Raw genomic sequence first — 15,512 nt, 5'->3', positions numbered from 1 at the left:
TTTTTGCATAGCACCTGAAACGCTTATTCCACGCGCGTCACCGTCTGAGGCTTGAATCCCAGATCTGCTGCCTTGCCCTTGCGGCCACGGGCACCGCGAGCGTTGTTGAGGCTGCGGATTTCCAGCGTCTCGCTCTTGCGCTTGCCGCCACGGCCTACGCCATCGAGGCGAATGCTGCGGGTGTAGGCCGCAGCGCCCGCCAGCTGGTCCTTGTCTTCCAGGCTGATCAGCATCAGCCCGCGACCGCCCTTGGGCATGGTCTTGAGCTCGCTGACCTCAAAGGTCAGAATGCGCCCTCCCACCGACGCGCAGATCACATGCGTGGCGGGGTTCAGCAAACCAGCGCCCTGCTCGCCCCCTTCCACAGGCTCGGCACGCGCATTCATGGGAATGCCATGCACGACGGAAGGCGCGCACAGCGTCTCGCCATCGCCCAGCGTGACAAAAGACTTGCCCGCCTTCTGGCGCGAAACCATGTCACCCACATTGGCCGTAAAGCCATAAGCACCCGAGCCCGACAGCAGCAGCTGTGTGGTTTCACTGCCGGCAAAGTAGTGCAGCAGCTGCGTGCCCGCTTCCAGCTCGATCATGGTTGTCACGGGCTGACCATCACCACGCCCGCCCGGCAAGGCCGAGACAGGAACGGAGTAGATCCGGCCGTTGCTACCAAAGGCCAGCAGCTGATCGACTGTGCGGCACTCAAACGTGCCATATAGGCTGTCGCCGGCCTTGAAGCTCAACGTGTTTGCATCCACGCCATGGCCGTGGCGCGTGCGCACCCAGCCCTTTTCGGAAATGATGACGGTGGTGGGTTCGTCCACCACCTTGACCTCAGCCACGACTTTTTTCTCTTCGTGAATCAGCGTGCGGCGTGCATCGCCAAAGGTCTTGGAATCGCCTTCAATTTCCTTGCAGATCAGGCGGCGCATGGCAGCTTCGCTGCCCAGAATATCTTCCAGCTTGCCTTGCTCGGTGCGCAGCTCTTTCAACTCCTGCTCAATCTTGATGGCCTCAAGACGCGCCAGCTGGCGCAGGCGAATTTCCAAAATGTCTTCGGCCTGGCGCTCGGACAGATTGAAGGCATCAATCAAGGCCTGCTTGGGCTCATCGCTGGCGCGGATGATGGCAATGACCTTGTCGATATTGAGCAACACGGCCTGACGGCCTTCGAGGATGTGGATGCGATCGAGCACCTTCTCCAGACGATGCTGGCTGCGGCGCGTGACGGTCTGGAAGCGGAACGCAATCCACTCTTCCAGCATCTGACGCAGCGACTTCTGCACGGGGCGGCCATCCAGACCGATGCTGGTCAGGTTGATGGAGCTGGACGACTCCAGGCTGGTGTGGGCCAGCAGCGCGGTAATCAGCTCGGCCTGCGGCACCTTGCCGGTCTTGGGCTCGAACACAATGCGCACCGGCGCATCCTTGCTGGATTCGTCGCGCACACCATCGAGCACGGCCAGCATGCTGGCCTTGAGCTGGGTTTGCTCCTGCGTCAGCGCCTTCTTGCCGGTCTTGACCTTGGGGTTGGTAATGTCCTCGATCTCTTCGAGCACCTTCTGGGCCGACACACCCGGCGGCAGCTCGGTCACCACCATCTGCCACTGGCCACGTGCCAGCTCTTCGATCTTCCAGCGCGCACGCACCTTGAGGCTGCCGCGACCGGTGCGGTAGGCATCTGCAATATCGCTGCTGGACGAGATGATCTGACCGCCGCCCGGATAGTCTGGGCCGGGAATCAGCGCCAGCAGCTCTTCTTCGGGCAGTTGCGGCTTTTTGATCAGTGCCACGCAGGCTGCAGCCACTTCCACAAGGTTGTGGCTGGGAATTTCTGTGGCCAGGCCCACGGCAATACCGCTTGCGCCATTGAGCAGCGAGAACGGCAGGCGCGCAGGCAACTGCTTGGGCTCTTGCGTGCTGCCGTCATAGTTGGGCGTGAAATCCACCGTGCCCAAGTCGATTTCATCGAGCAGCAAGCTGGTGATCTTGGACAAACGCGCTTCGGTGTAACGCATGGCGGCGGCGCCATCACCGTCGCGGCTGCCGAAGTTGCCCTGGCCATCAACCAGCGGATAGCGCTGGTTGAAATCCTGCGCCATGCGCACCAGCGCGTCATAAGCCGACTGGTCGCCGTGCGGGTGGAAGCGACCGAGCACATCGCCAACCACACGGGCGCTCTTCACGGGCTTGGCCGCCGTATTGCCATTGGGGCCGCCATAGCTCAGACCCATGCGATCCATGGCGTAGAGAATGCGGCGCTGCACGGGCTTCAGGCCATCGCTGACATCGGGCAGAGCACGGCCCTTGACCACCGACAACGCATATTCAAGATAGGCGCGCTGTGCGTATTGACCCAGATCCAGTGCATCGCCAGCAGCTTGTTCGGACAAATCCAGTATGGTTTGATCGCTCATGAATTCTTTGTGATTTTTTCCTAGAACTTACGCAAACCAAGCTGCACAAAGGCAGTTTCCTTGAGGCACAAAACCTGCTTGATCCTGATTTTCGTAAGTCGTTTTTCAGATTGCGCCTGTCAGGCGACTCAATTTATTGGGATACCGAATCAGCGCCTGTCATACCCGGCAAGGTCATGCGAATGCGCGAGCCCGCAGCACTGCTCTTGCCGCCACTCACACTGGCAGAAGCCACACGGCCTGCCAGCGGATTGGCGGCCTGCAGCTGTTCGTAAATACCGGTCACGGCTTTGACGTAGTTCAGCGTTTCCTTGTACGGCGGCACAGACTTGCCATATTTGTTGACCGCTCCCTCGCCAGCGTTATAGGCGGCCAGCACCAGATCGAGACGACCAGGAAACAGATTCATCAGATAGCTGAGATAACGCGCACCCGCTGGGATATTGACGGCAGGGTCGGACAGCTGCTGCTGCATGCTGCGATTTTTGTTGGCGGCAACGCCAAAGCGCTCCGCCGTGGCTGGCATCAGCTGCATCAGGCCGACCGCGCCCTTGGGCGATACCGCCTCGGCATCAAAGCCAGACTCCACGGCAATCACGGCCTTGATCAAGTCATAGTCCACACCGGTTTTTTCAGCGGCTTTTTGCAGGTGTGGGCGCACGCTCTTGTAGCGCGGCGAAACCTCGAAAAAGCTCTGCGTGCGCGTGCGTGCACTCAAGCCTGCGGCAGCGCTGGAATGGGGCTGCAGGCCCGGCTTGCTGCTGTCATAGAGATCGCCCCTGAAGAACAGCTTGTAGCGCTCGTCCAGCGCCTCGGCCGCAAAGTGGGTGACGCCAAATTCATCGACATAGGCCCACAGGTCGGCATGCGCCGCCGGTGCCAGCGCCAGCCAGCCTGCGCCCGCCAGCAACAGGTGCAGGCCAGCCTTGCGCAGACGCCCACCAAGGAGCGCCAACGCTGATGACTGATATGAAGACTGAAAACTTGGCATGACTTGATCCCATCACTGCGGCAGGCGACTAGCAGTTAGCAACTAGCGCCCTCACGAACCGCTCAGATATCGACCTCCACGGCATCGCCATGCAGCTCCATCAGCTCGCGGCGGGCAGCGGCTTCGCCCTTGCCCATGAGCTTGGTGACCACGGCTTCGGCCTGGGCAAAGTCCAGATTCATGAACTGCACAGGCAGCAGGCGGCGCGTATCGGGGTTCAGCGTGGTTTCCCACAGCTGTTCGGCATTCATCTCACCCAGGCCCTTGAAACGGCTGACCTGGCACTTTTCACGCGGCACGCCGTCCTTGGCACATTTCTCCAAGATGGCGTCCAACTCGCCCTGATCAAGGGCATAGACCTTGATCGCAGGTTTTTTGCCGCGTGCAGGCACATCCACACGGAACAGCGGCGGCAGGGCCACATGGATGTGGCCGGCTTCCACCAGCTTGGGGAAATGCTTGAAGAACAGCGTCAGCAACAGTACCTGAATATGGGAGCCGTCCACGTCCGCGTCCGACAAGATGCAGATCTTGCCGTAGCGCAGGCCGGACAGATCCGGCTCGTCATTGGGGCCGTGCGGATCGACACCAATCGCCACCGAAATATCGTGAATTTCGTTGTTGGCAAACAGGCGGTCGCGGTCCACTTCCCAGGTATTGAGCACCTTGCCGCGCAGCGGCAGGATGGCCTGGGTTTCCTTGTCGCGGCCCATCTTGGCGGAGCCGCCGGCAGAGTCCCCCTCGACCAGAAACACTTCGTTGACGCTGGTGTCCTTGCTCTCGCAGTCGGTCAGCTTGCCGGGCAGCACGGCCACGCCGCTGCCCTTGCGCTTTTCGACCTTCTGGCCGGCCTTCTGACGGGTCTGGGCGGCCTTGATGGCAATCTCGGCCAGCTTCTTGCCCCATTCCACATGCTCGTTGAGCCACAACTCCATCACCGGACGTGCAAAGCCCGAGACCAGGCGCACGGCATCACGCGAGTTCAGGCGCTCCTTGATCTGCCCCTGGAACTGCGGGTCCAGCACCTTGGCATTGAGCACATAGCTGGCGCGCGCGAACACGTCGTCGGGCATAAGCTTGACGCCCTTGGGCAGCAGCGAGTGCATGTCGATGAAAGCCTTGACGGCCTGAAACAGACCATCGCGCAGACCGCTGTCATGCGTGCCGCCCGCCGTGGTGGGAATCAGGTTGACATAGCTCTCGCGCAGCGGCGCGCCTTCTTCGGTAAAGGCCACGCACCAGGCTGCGCCCTCGCCTTCGGAAAAGCTGTCGTGGTGCTTGTCGGCAAAACCCTCGCCTTCAAACAGCGGGATGACAGGCTCGCCATGCAGGCTTTGCGCCAGATAGTCGCGCAGACCGCCCTTGAACTGCCAGGTCTGGGTATCACGGGCTTTTTCATTGATCAGCGAGACCGCCACGCCGGGCATCAGCACGGCCTTGCTGCGCAGCAGATGCACCAGCTCGCCCATGGGCAGGTTGGTGGACTCGAAATACTTGGCATCGGGCCAGGCACGCACGGTGGTGCCGTGCTTGCGCTCGCCGGGCTGCAGATCGCGAACCTTCAGCGGCTCAATCACATCGCCGCCGGAGAACACCAGCGTGGCCACCTGACCGTCGCGGTGCACGCTGACTTCCATGCGGGTGGACAGCGCATTGGTCACCGACACGCCCACGCCGTGCAGACCACCTGAGAAGCTGTAGGCGCCGCCATTGGCCTTGTCGAACTTGCCGCCCGCGTGCAGACGCGTGAAGACCAGCTCCACCACGGGCGCTTTTTCTTCGGGGTGCAGTCCAAAGGGAATGCCGCGCCCGTCGTCTTCAACGCTGTAGGAGCCGTCGGCGTGCATGATGAATTTGATTTTTTTGCCGAAACCGGCAAGCGCTTCGTCGGCCGCGTTGTCGATCACCTCCTGCAGGATGTGCAGGGGGTTGTCGGTACGCGTGTACATGCCGGGACGCTGTTTGACAGGCTCCAGACCCTTGAGAACGCGGATCGAGCCTTCGGAATATTCGTTGGACGGTTTGACTGCCATGGGGGCGGATTGTAGTGGCCTCTCCGGATGAGAGCTGGATAAATTCACAGTTGTTTACTCCCAATACTCTTGCACAAAGCCGGAACATCTGTCTTCGGAATGTGTTTTTTCCTCAGTGCCAGTGCAGAGAAATATTGAAAAACCATAGCTTCATTCGCCTATCAACTATTGATTTCAGAATGTTTTCTTATCGAAATTGATAGATATCAAGCGCTATACGCTCACTTTTTTATTAATTCAAAGCACTGCAATGCGCTCGACCACAGCATGCTTTCTCATTCTGGCAAGCGAGACTGCCACGCATGTGACGGCACGTACAGGCGTATATGCGCGGGTTTCGCTACAGTGATGCGCTTACAGATTCCTGCGCTTTTGCAGACACGGCATGACCACAAAGACAACTCCTCACTCCATGTCCATGGCACAGATTCTTCTGTGCGGGGGCGCCATCGTCACCCTCTCCATGGGGATACGCCACGGCTTTGGCCTGTGGCTGCTGCCCATCACCCAGGAAATGGGCTGGACGCGTGAGAGCTTCTCGCTGGCCATTGCCGTACAAAACCTGTCCTGGGGCGTGCTGGGCATTTTTGTCGGCATGCTGGCCGACCGCATCGGCGCGTTCAAAGTACTGATCGGCGGCGCTCTTCTGTATGCACTGGGTCTGGCCGGCATGGCTTTGTCGCCCAACACCACGGTTTTTTTGCTGACCGCAGGTGTGCTGATTGGCGCAGCCCAGGCGGGCACGACTTACGCCGTGATCTACGGCGTTCTGGGCCGCCAGATTCCTGTGGCACGGCGCAGCTGGGCCATGGGGGTAACGGCGGCGGCGGGGTCGTTCGGCCAGTTCTTCATGGTGCCTGTGGAGGGCGGGCTGATTGCCCAGTTCGGTTGGTCGAACGCGCTACTGGTGCTGGCCCTTTTTGCCTTGCTGATCGCCGCCCTGGCCTTTGGCCTGCGCGAGCCGGGCTTCAGCAGCGGCACGCCCATCAAGCGGGAGCAGACCGTGGGCCAGGCGCTCAAGGAAGCCTGGACCTACCCCAGTTTCTTGCTGCTGATGGCTGGCTACTTTGTCTGCGGCTTTCAGGTCATGTTCATCGGCGTGCACATGCCCAGTTACCTTAAGGACTTTGGCATGGAGCCGCATGTGGCCAGCACCTCGCTGGCATTGGTGGGCCTGTTTAATATCTTTGGCACCTATCTGGCCGGCAACCTGGGCCAGAAAATGCCCAAGCGCTATCTGCTGTCGGGCATTTACGGCCTGCGCTCGGTGGCGACGGTGTGCTTCTTGCTGGCCCCGCTCTCGCCCTGGTCGGTCTATATCTTCTGCGCAGCCATGGGTTTTCTGTGGCTGTCCACCGTGCCTCTGACCAATGCCACCATCGCCCAGATCTTTGGCGTGCAGCATCTGTCCATGCTGGGCGGCTTTGTGTTCTTCAGCCACCAGATCGGCAGCTTCCTGGGCGTGTGGCTGGGCGGCTATCTGTATGACATCAACGGCAACTACGATATGGTCTGGTATCTGTCGATTGCGCTGGGCATTTTTGCCGCCCTGGTCAACCTGCCCGTGCGCGAATCGGCGATTGCCCGCCACCCAGCAACCAAGGCCGTCTGAACCATGCAACTCAAACTCTGGCAACGCTCGCTGATCTGGGCCGCCGTACTCGCGGTGCTGATGGCCGTGTTTGCGCTGTATCTACAGCCGCAGTTCATGCTGACGCTGGCCGATCAGGTCTGGGCCTGTTTCTGAGAACCTGCTGACCACAAGCGCGGCGGCGACATGGCCGCCCTCAGCGAGGGCACCGGCACTGCTATAGTTTTTGGCAAGATGACCTGCCCCCCCCTGCCCCAAGCCCCCGCCTCCCCTCCTTCAAGCCATGGTGCACAAGCGCCCTCCGACTGGGTCAGCCGCTTTGCCCATCTTGTCGCCCCCCAGGGCAGCGTGCTGGATCTGGCCTGCGGCATGGGCCGCCACACCCGCTTTTTTCATGCATCCGGCCATGCTTTGACCAGCGTGGACAAAGCACCAGAAGCAACCCAGTCCATCGCAGAGATTGCCGAAGCCATTACCGCCGATATTGAAAGCGGTCCCTGGCCTCTGGCAGGCCGCAGCTTTGATGGCATAGTCATTACCAATTACCTGTGGCGACCGCTGTGGCCCCAAATTTTGGCCAGCGTCAAACCCGGCGGTGTGCTGCTGTATGAAACCTTTGCCCAGGGCAATGAAGCCTATGGCAAGCCGTCCCGCCCGGACTTTCTGTTGGCCCCCGGCGAGCTACTGCAGGTGTGCACAGGCTGGAGCATCGTGGCCTATGAACATGGGCTGCTGCGCCAGCCTGACAGGGTCGTGCAGCGCATTGCCGCTATCAAGCCTGACGCTGATAGTGCATACCCCGCCTTGCTTCAAGCCTGATTTCGCCCTGATCTCACTGTTTGTTATCGTTTCTCTGGACATTCATGCCCAACTACGCCTTGCTTCTCGCGCACGACGAATACCCCTGTCCCACCACTGACTGGCCTGCCGAGCCAGGCGGTCCCTGCGAAGGCTGGGCCGAATGGTTTGAGAGCGTGCCACTGCTGTTCAGCGTGCTGCTGGGCGATGCCCAGCATCTGCCAGAGCTAGTGCCCTGCAGCGCCTATCAAGACAAGCAAAGCCTGATTTCCCTGGCCGCGCCCATGGCCCAGGTCAAGGCGCGCTGGCAATGGTTGAAGGCGCAGATGGAGCCATTGCCCGCCCGCTGGCCAGAGTCGGTCAAAAAACAGTGGCAAGAGATTGACACCCTCATCACGCAAAGCCAGCGCCAGTGGCTGCTGCTGGACTGCGCCACGTTGATTCCTGAAGACACCGATTCGCCTGAGTACGCAGCAGCGCTCAATGCCCTGCGCGACCGCTGCACACAATGGGACTGCGGCGTTAACACCTTGCCCGAATCGCTACAAGTTTTGAAGCAGGCCCCGCAATCTCAGTTGGGCTGGTGGAGCCATAGCGTCATTGCCCGCACCGAGGTGATTGAGCGCGATAACGACGATGACTGGCCTGCATGGCTGGCCGACCACTATGTGGAGCGCTACCACAGCGCCTGGGATGAGGCGACAGATACTTATCTGGTTCTACCCAAAATCCATCCCCGCACTGGTGAGCCTTTACCCAAGAAAAAAAGGCCGGACGCTTGGCCCATGGGCATGGTCACGCCCTATGGCCGCTGGCTGCTCAAACCTATGGAAGGCGCATCTGGCGCCCATACCTCGGGCGGCTATATCTGCGTGAGCTACCCCGAGGAATCAGAAGGCGCGGGCGCAAAATCCGGCCTCAAGGACTTGAACGGCAACTGGGTGGTGCCACCATCAGCCGGCTACCGCAATGCCTATGCCATCACGCCTCAGGTCATGGCCTGCCAGTCGGAGAACGGGTCTGGCATGGAAGACCTGCGCAGCCTGCCAGGGCTTGCGCTATTGCATGAGGGTGTGAGCAGCATCTACTACAACGCGGAAGAAGACGAATTCATCCGCGCCGATCAGGGGCCGTATGGCAGCTCGCGCAAGCTGCTGCTCAAGAAAGATGGCCAGCCGCTGTTTGATGCCAGCAAGTACGAGCACATCAACGACTTCAACGCCAAGAGCGGCCTGGCCGTGGTGACGGTGCGCGAGAACTACATCGACGAGCAAGGCGAAGAAGCCTGCCATATCTGGGAAGGCGTGCTGCATATCAGCGGCCAGGAGATCATTCCCTGCCAGTACAAAACCATTGAGCGCGGCTTTAGCAGCTCTCCGCCCAAGGTGCTGCCCGGCGGCAAGCTGCTGGCCATTACCGACAAAGGCCAGCCCCATGTCTACAGCACCAAGGGCAAGCTGCTGGCCTCGCCCGACATCTGGTGCCCGCCGCTGAACTGCAGCCCCAAGAAAAATGAGCTGCTCACCTTTATGGGTGAAGGGCCAGAGGCCGAACTGGTGATGTTTTCCATCAAGGACTTCAGCATCACCCGCACGGGCGAAACCTGGGACGACTACCGCAACGCCCTGCGCGGCATGTTCAAGGGGCTGGACGGCGAACAAGCCGAAACCACGACCATGACCCGCGCCGAGCTGATCGAGGCCGAAGACGAAGTCTGGATGGGCGACCTGTGCCGTATCCTTTGCCTGGGCGACGAGGATGAAGCCACTGCGCTGCTGCAGGCATGGCGCGACTGCGTGGCAGAGCCTGACCCTGACGATATGGGCTGGGATGATGATGACGAGATCGACCCCGACGTAATGCATCTGCCCGCGGGCGAAAACGCACTGACGCTGTACTGGGTGCATCTGATCCCCATCGCCACCCAATTCGCCCGCTTTGACTGGAAGGATGCCGACGGCATTGCCGACACCCACTGGCTGCCCGGCACCGACGACTGGCACTGGGACACGCCTGCCGATGGTGTGGAGTCTGGCCTAGAACATCTGGCCGAGCATCTGTCAGGACGTGGCATGGCGCTGATCAAACTGGCGACGGACGACGACAGCCTCCGCATCACCGTCGTGCGCGCGAGCGATGCCGAGGATTTTCTGGACCGTCTGGCGCAGGCCCGCATTACGGCCTGGAATTACAGCGCGGATTGAGATGCATAGAGAGTCCTCTGTGCCCCCTCTTGCCTCAACACGTCTTCGCGAGCCGGCAAAGCATGCCGTCAAAAGAAGCCGCAAAAACCAAAACAATATGACGTCTTGAAATTAATTATTTCGTCTAATCGTCATTTATCAACAACACTTCAACCAAAATCAGTTTTTACTCGGCACTGTACCTTGTAAACCACGGCCTGGACCCTGTGCCTGTTTGTAGAATTCATTTTTCCCGTTTCAGATTGCGGATATGACATCACCCTCCGTCGCTCTCACTGGCAGCATTGTTGCCCTCATTACGCCCATGCTTGAAGACGGTAGCGTCGACTACCCGTCGCTGCGCAAACTCATCGACTGGCATGTGGCCGAAGGCACCAGTTGCATCGGTGTGGTCGGCACGACTGGTGAGTCTCCTACCGTCAATGTCGAAGAGCATTGCGAGATCATTCGCGTCTCCGTGGAGCAAGCTGCCGGGCGCGTCTCCATCATGGCTGGCTGCGGCGCCAACAGCACGCACGAAGCTATCGAGCTGGCCCAATACGCCAAGAAGGTGGGTGCAGACAGCCAGTTACAGGTGGTCCCCTACTACAACAAGCCTACCCAGGAAGGCCAGTACCAGCACTTCAAGGCCATTGCCGAAGCCACGGGCGACCTGCCCGTGATTTTGTACAACGTGCCCGGCCGCTCGGTTGCAGACATGCAGCACGACACCGTGCTGCGTCTGGCCCAGATCCCCGGCATCATCGGCATCAAGGAAGCCACCGGCAATATCGAACGCGCCCAATGGCTGATTCGTGATGTTCCCGCCGGCTTTGGTGTGTATTCCGGTGATGACCCCACTGCCGTGGCATTGATGCTGTGCGGCGGTCACGGCAATATCAGCGTGACGGCCAACGTGGCCCCCCGTCTGATGAGCGAGCTGTGCAAGGCTGCCATGGCCGGCGACGTCAAGCGCGCCATGGAGTTGCAGTTCAAGCTCATGCCACTGCACAAGAGCCTGTTTGTGGAAGCCAATCCCATTCCTGTGAAATGGGCAGCGGCCCGCATGGGCTTGTGCAGTCCCGCACTGCGCCTGCCGATGACGCCTCTGAGCCCGCAATACGAAGCGGTTGTTGAGGCTGCTATGCTGAAAGTTGGCGTACTGTGATCGAGTTGCGCTAAGCTAGCGCTTTTTCGCACATAGCTTGAACGCTTCTCAAGGACAATCCGCGTGAAACAACAAACAGCACGTTTGGGCCTGCTCAGCATCGCGCTGGGCCTGTCTGCCTGCACGACCACGTTCCAAGACACCAAGATCGACTACAAGAGCGCGGGCAAGAATCAAGCTCCGTCCCTGGAGGTTCCTCCGGATCTCACGCAGCTGTCGCAAGACTCACGCTACATGGTTCCTGGTGGCGTGGTGTCTGCAGCGGCCATTGAAGCCAACGCCAAGGCAGCCAAGCCTACTGACAACAACACCGCAGCCAACCAGATTGGCGACGTCCGCATCGAGCGTGATGGCGCCGAGCACTGGCTGGTGGTTGATCGTGCAGCCGACAAGCTTTGGGAGCCCACCCGCGACTTCTGGCTGGAAAACGGCTTCATCTACGTGATGGAAGACCGCCAGCTGGGAATCTTGGAAACAGACTGGGCCGAAAACCGCGCCAAGCTGCCGCAGGACGTGATCCGCAAGGCATTAGGCAAGGTGTTCGACTCTCTGTATTCCACAAGCGAGCGCGACAAGTTCCGCACCCGCCTGGAGCGCGAACCCGATGGCAAAACCCGCATCTATGTCACCCACCGTGGCATGCAGGAGGTATATACCAGCGAGCGCAAGGACAACACCATCTGGCAGCCCCGCCCCCGTGACCCAGAGCTGGAGACAGAGTTCCTGCGCCGCATCATGATCAAGCTGGGCGTGAGCGAAGAACAAGCTTCTGCGGTTGCCAAAGCCGATAAGTCTGCTGCGGTCACTACTTCTGGTGCACGCATGGACACCGTCAATGGCGTGCCTACTCTGCAGATCGAAGAAGGCTTTGAGCGCGCATGGCGCCGCGTTGGCGTGGCACTGGACCGCACAGGCTTTACCGTGGAAGACCGAGACCGTAGCCGAGGCATCTACTACGTGCGCTACGTGGACCCGAACGCCAAGGAAGAGTCCAAAGGCTTCTTCGGCAAGATCTTCAGCCGCGGCAAGGAAGCTGCTGCCCCTGTCAAATACCAAATTCTGGTCAAAGGCGACGGCAACCAGTCTCAAGTCACAGTACTCAACGAACAAGGTCAGCCCGACAGCACGACCAATGGCCAACGCATTGTTCGCGTCATCACTGACGAGCTGAAATAAAAATACAGCTTCAACAAAAAAGCCATCAGAGCTCTTCTCTGGTGGCTTTTTTCATACTTGCACCCAAGTCACGATAAGACTCGCCCCCTTTAAGCCAAGGCCTTGGTGAACAAGTAGCGAGATGTACTGCCAGTGCTGCAACATGAGCTGGCCCTCAGAGCAGAAATATCAACAACTCCTTGAGCGCCACTGAAGAGCGTCAGCAAAACACTTCGCGAAATCCAGACATAAAAAAACCGCACCAAGGTGCGGCTTTTGCCTGAGGCTCAAAGAGCCTCTTGCCTGCAAGAGTGAATTACTTTGCGGCAGGAGCTTCAGCGGCAGGAGCAGCTTCGGCAGCAGGTGTTTCAGCGGCGGGAGCAGCTTCAGCAGCAGGGGCTTCAGTGGCGGGTGCGGCTTCAGCAGCAGGTGCAGTTTCTGCGGCGGGTGCAGCTTCAACAGCAGGTGCTTCAGTGGCGGGGGCAGCAGGAGCTTCCACAGCAGGTGCAGCAGCAGGAGCTTCTTCCTTCTTGTCGCCACAGGCAGCCAGAGCAGCAGCAGCAATCACGGTAGCCAGAATCAGAGAGTTCTTCATGACAGTTTCCTAAATTAGTAGGTTCAGCAGACAGTATGCGAATTGCCATTACGGTCAGCTTGTTGCAGCTATTGATCGCTTTGGCAGATCAGGTCAAACGATAAATTCGACTTCGCCTGCATTATAGGCAATTTTGTCGATTACTGACCAAAGCTGACAGCAAGTAAACAATTTTGCACAAATCGGCGCCCCTCATTTATCGGGCAAGCAATTCTTGCCACGGGTCACACTGTCAACCAGAAAAAACTTCCCGTCAAATTCCTGACAAAACATTGCCAGAGATTTACACAATTGAGAAAACCCGGGAAACATCACTGAACCCGCAAAGGCCAGTCTGCTAACTTAGCATGAGCGCTGTTACAAGCCCACCCAAACTCAGTCGCCAGAGCGAACCCATCCCGCATCGAACCACGTTGACAACAACTCCAGCGCATCATCACTAGCCGTTGCTAGATCCCGGCGAGACAAGGCTTTTGTATCAGCCAGCTTGCGCATCAAGGTGGCATCCCGACCACCCGCCAGATAGCTCTCTCCATTAATGAAAATGTGCTTTGCATCGTAGAGCATGCGTGTACGGCGATCCAGCACCACGCTCTCGAACATGCCATTCTCCTCACCATGTTCGAACCAGACATTGGGCTTGGGGTCGCTCAGGTACTCACCCAAAGCTCGCTCCAGCGCCAGTGGCTCGGCCATGGCCTTCCTGAGCGCTTCTCGGGCAAAGTCATACATGCCTTCAGGAATCAAAGCCGGATTGCTCACGGCCTCTTGCTTGGGATCCTTGTAGATGACCGGGTTCTCCGGCTCGTCCGGTTCATCCGACATGCGCAGCAACAGCTCTCGACCCAGCTCGCCACGGTCAGGCGAACGAAAACCGATGGAGTAAGTCATGCACTCGCCCTCAGCCACGCCGTCATGTGCCCATTTGGGAGGCAGATACAGCATGTCACCGGGCTCGAGCACGAACTCTTCCTCAGGCTCAAAGTTGGCAAGAATTTTTAAAGGCTTATTGGGCTGCAGCGACAAATCCTTTTGGCGACCGATGCGCCAGCGGCGCTTGCCATGCGCCTGCAGCAAGAACACGTCATAGCTGTCAAAGTGCGGGCCAACGCCACCTTGATCGGTGGCAAAGCTGATCATCAAGTCATCAAGGCGCGCCTCGGGAACAAAGCGGAACTGCTGCAGCAACTGGTGCGCATGGGCATCGTGCGTGTCCACGCCTTGCACCAGTACGCTCCAGCCCGGCTTGGTCAGGGCGGGCAGGCTGCGACGTGACAGAGGGCCGTGGCTGAGCTTCCACTCATTGCCACCCAATTGCTGAATCAGGCGCGATTCAACGCCGTCTTCACCGGCCAGTGCCAACAGCCGGGCACGTGGGATGAGGGCCTTGAAGCCGGGAATGGCTTGGCGTACCAGCAAAGGCTTTTTGTGCCAGTGCTTGCGCATGAATTGAGAGGCTGTGAGCCCACCGAGCAAGGCGAGCGGAGTATTGGTGTCCATGAATACAGTCCTGCTTTCTAAGCAACGGACTGCATTGTCCTATAGGCACCAATCACGCGGGCCTGCATAGATCAATGACCAAGCTGCCTGAACTCGGAGGGTGACATGCCGGCATACGCCTTGAACGCACGACTGAAGTGTGCGCTATTGCCAAAACCACAGCCCATGGCAATTTCGGTAATGGTGCGGTGCGCAAGCGCTGGCGAGTGAAGGTCTCTCATGGACAGCTCCAGCCGGCTTTGCTGAATGAAACCTCCCAACGACTGCTCTCTACCCGCAAAGGCATTGTGCAAATGGCGACGACTGCAGTTCAGGGCCTCAGCCACCTGATCCACCGACAGGCCTGGATCTCGTACATGGCTTGCTACATATCCACAAATCCGGTCATACAAGGCCTGCTTTTGCGTCACCGCTGTGGCCTGTCCCCCGAGAGCTTGCAAAGACAGGTGAACCATATCCACGAGCAACTCCCCAGCTCGGCGAGCCAGTGGAGCGGTCATATTGTCCAGCTCCTGATAGGTGCTGCGCATGGTCTGCAATGCAATGCGAGCGATTCCGGCACTACCCCCAACCGAGCGTCCCATCAGCCCCTCAAGACGCAGTCCACGCTCGGCAATGCTGTGCTTGGGAATCATCATGATCAGGTGCTCTGTGTGCTGAGGATTCGCTACCACATAGGGCTCAGAAGTGTCGTAGATGGCCCAGCTGCCATTGCTGACAGAGCTTTTGCAGCCATGCTGCTCTACTTCCGCATGACCATCCCATGGGGCCACGATCTTCAAATATGCTGCTTCGCTATCGCGCAGACGGTGAGAGTCCCGTATGACACGGTGACGACCGGCATCCAGTTTGGTCAGCATGACATCGCCGGCGTAAGCCACGCTCAGATGCCCATCAAAGCGGGTGTCGCCGTACAGATCCGTATTCAAACCCGAAAACAGCTGTGCCATCCAGTCATGCCAGGCTGGGGCCGTTTCTTTCTCAGGAAGACCATCGGTACTCAGTACCACGGGCGCGGTCATGGGCCTTGACTCCTTGTTATAGCAAGCTCTGCCTGTATCGACAAAGTGCGGCAATTATGAGT

12 protein-coding genes are annotated in these 15,512 nt (G+C 59.0%); 6 read left to right on the top strand and 6 right to left on the bottom strand.

The features are described from left to right. Positions 1–23 precede the first annotated feature (23 nt). The 3 genes from parC to AC2I9W_RS05180 all read right to left on the bottom strand — a co-directional run bounded on the left by parC (position 24) and on the right by AC2I9W_RS05180 (position 5,438). Entirely contained in the window at positions 24–2,414 is a 2,391-nt protein-coding gene (parC, locus tag AC2I9W_RS05190; protein WP_486408959.1) for a DNA topoisomerase IV subunit A, read from the bottom strand. Between the two features lie 133 nt (positions 2,415–2,547). Further along, positions 2,548–3,405, bottom strand: coding sequence for a lytic transglycosylase domain-containing protein (locus AC2I9W_RS05185; RefSeq protein ID WP_486408958.1), 858 nt, complete (start codon positions 3,403–3,405; stop codon positions 2,548–2,550). A 62-nt stretch (positions 3,406–3,467) separates the two neighbouring features. Then, positions 3,468–5,438, bottom strand: a complete 1,971-nt coding sequence (locus tag AC2I9W_RS05180) for a DNA topoisomerase IV subunit B (RefSeq protein ID WP_486408957.1) — start codon at positions 5,436–5,438, stop codon at positions 3,468–3,470. Between the two features lie 412 nt (positions 5,439–5,850). Here AC2I9W_RS05180 and AC2I9W_RS05175 point away from each other — a divergent pair, with 412 nt between their 5' ends. From AC2I9W_RS05175 to bamC, 6 genes are all read left to right on the top strand, one after another. Beyond that, positions 5,851–7,050: an MFS transporter gene (locus tag AC2I9W_RS05175; RefSeq protein ID WP_486409002.1), complete on the top strand. Its 1,200-nt coding sequence runs from the start codon at positions 5,851–5,853 to the stop codon at positions 7,048–7,050. A 3-nt stretch (positions 7,051–7,053) separates the two neighbouring features. Continuing rightward, the gene (locus tag AC2I9W_RS05170; protein ID WP_486408956.1) at positions 7,054–7,185 is read left to right on the top strand and encodes a hypothetical protein; all 132 of its coding nucleotides are present in this window, start codon (positions 7,054–7,056) and stop codon (positions 7,183–7,185) included. A 78-nt stretch (positions 7,186–7,263) separates the two neighbouring features. Further along, a complete protein-coding gene (locus AC2I9W_RS05165) occupies positions 7,264–7,848 on the top strand; it encodes a class I SAM-dependent methyltransferase (RefSeq protein WP_486408955.1) in 585 nt (194 codons plus the stop codon). A 44-nt stretch (positions 7,849–7,892) separates the two neighbouring features. After that, the gene (locus tag AC2I9W_RS05160; RefSeq protein WP_486408954.1) at positions 7,893–10,031 is read left to right on the top strand and encodes a DUF6630 family protein; all 2,139 of its coding nucleotides are present in this window, start codon (positions 7,893–7,895) and stop codon (positions 10,029–10,031) included. Positions 10,032–10,281: 250 nt separating this feature from the next. Continuing rightward, positions 10,282–11,178, top strand: coding sequence for a 4-hydroxy-tetrahydrodipicolinate synthase (dapA, locus tag AC2I9W_RS05155; protein WP_486408953.1), 897 nt, complete (start codon positions 10,282–10,284; stop codon positions 11,176–11,178). A 63-nt stretch (positions 11,179–11,241) separates the two neighbouring features. Beyond that, positions 11,242–12,354, top strand: coding sequence for an NlpB/DapX family lipoprotein (gene bamC, locus AC2I9W_RS05150; RefSeq protein WP_486408952.1), 1,113 nt, complete (start codon positions 11,242–11,244; stop codon positions 12,352–12,354). 295 nt (positions 12,355–12,649) lie between these two features. Here the strand turns inward: bamC and AC2I9W_RS05145 are convergent, their stop codons facing one another. The 3 genes from AC2I9W_RS05145 to AC2I9W_RS05135 all read right to left on the bottom strand — a co-directional run bounded on the left by AC2I9W_RS05145 (position 12,650) and on the right by AC2I9W_RS05135 (position 15,450). After that, positions 12,650–12,928 carry a hypothetical protein gene (locus AC2I9W_RS05145; RefSeq protein WP_486408951.1) on the bottom strand — a complete coding sequence of 93 codons (279 nt, stop codon included), beginning with the start codon at positions 12,926–12,928 and terminating at the stop codon, positions 12,650–12,652. A gap of 375 nt (positions 12,929–13,303) precedes the next feature. Then, positions 13,304–14,428 (bottom strand): JmjC domain-containing protein, encoded by a 1,125-nt coding sequence (locus tag AC2I9W_RS05140; RefSeq protein ID WP_486408950.1) that lies wholly within the window; start codon positions 14,426–14,428, stop codon positions 13,304–13,306. Between the two features lie 71 nt (positions 14,429–14,499). Beyond that, positions 14,500–15,450, bottom strand: a complete 951-nt coding sequence (locus tag AC2I9W_RS05135; RefSeq protein WP_486408949.1) for an AraC-like ligand-binding domain-containing protein — start codon at positions 15,448–15,450, stop codon at positions 14,500–14,502. Between the last annotated feature and the right edge of the window lie 62 nt (positions 15,451–15,512).

The organism is Comamonas sp. FUJ_7, assembly GCF_057369555.1.
This window is presented reverse-complemented; position numbering and strand designations above follow the sequence as displayed.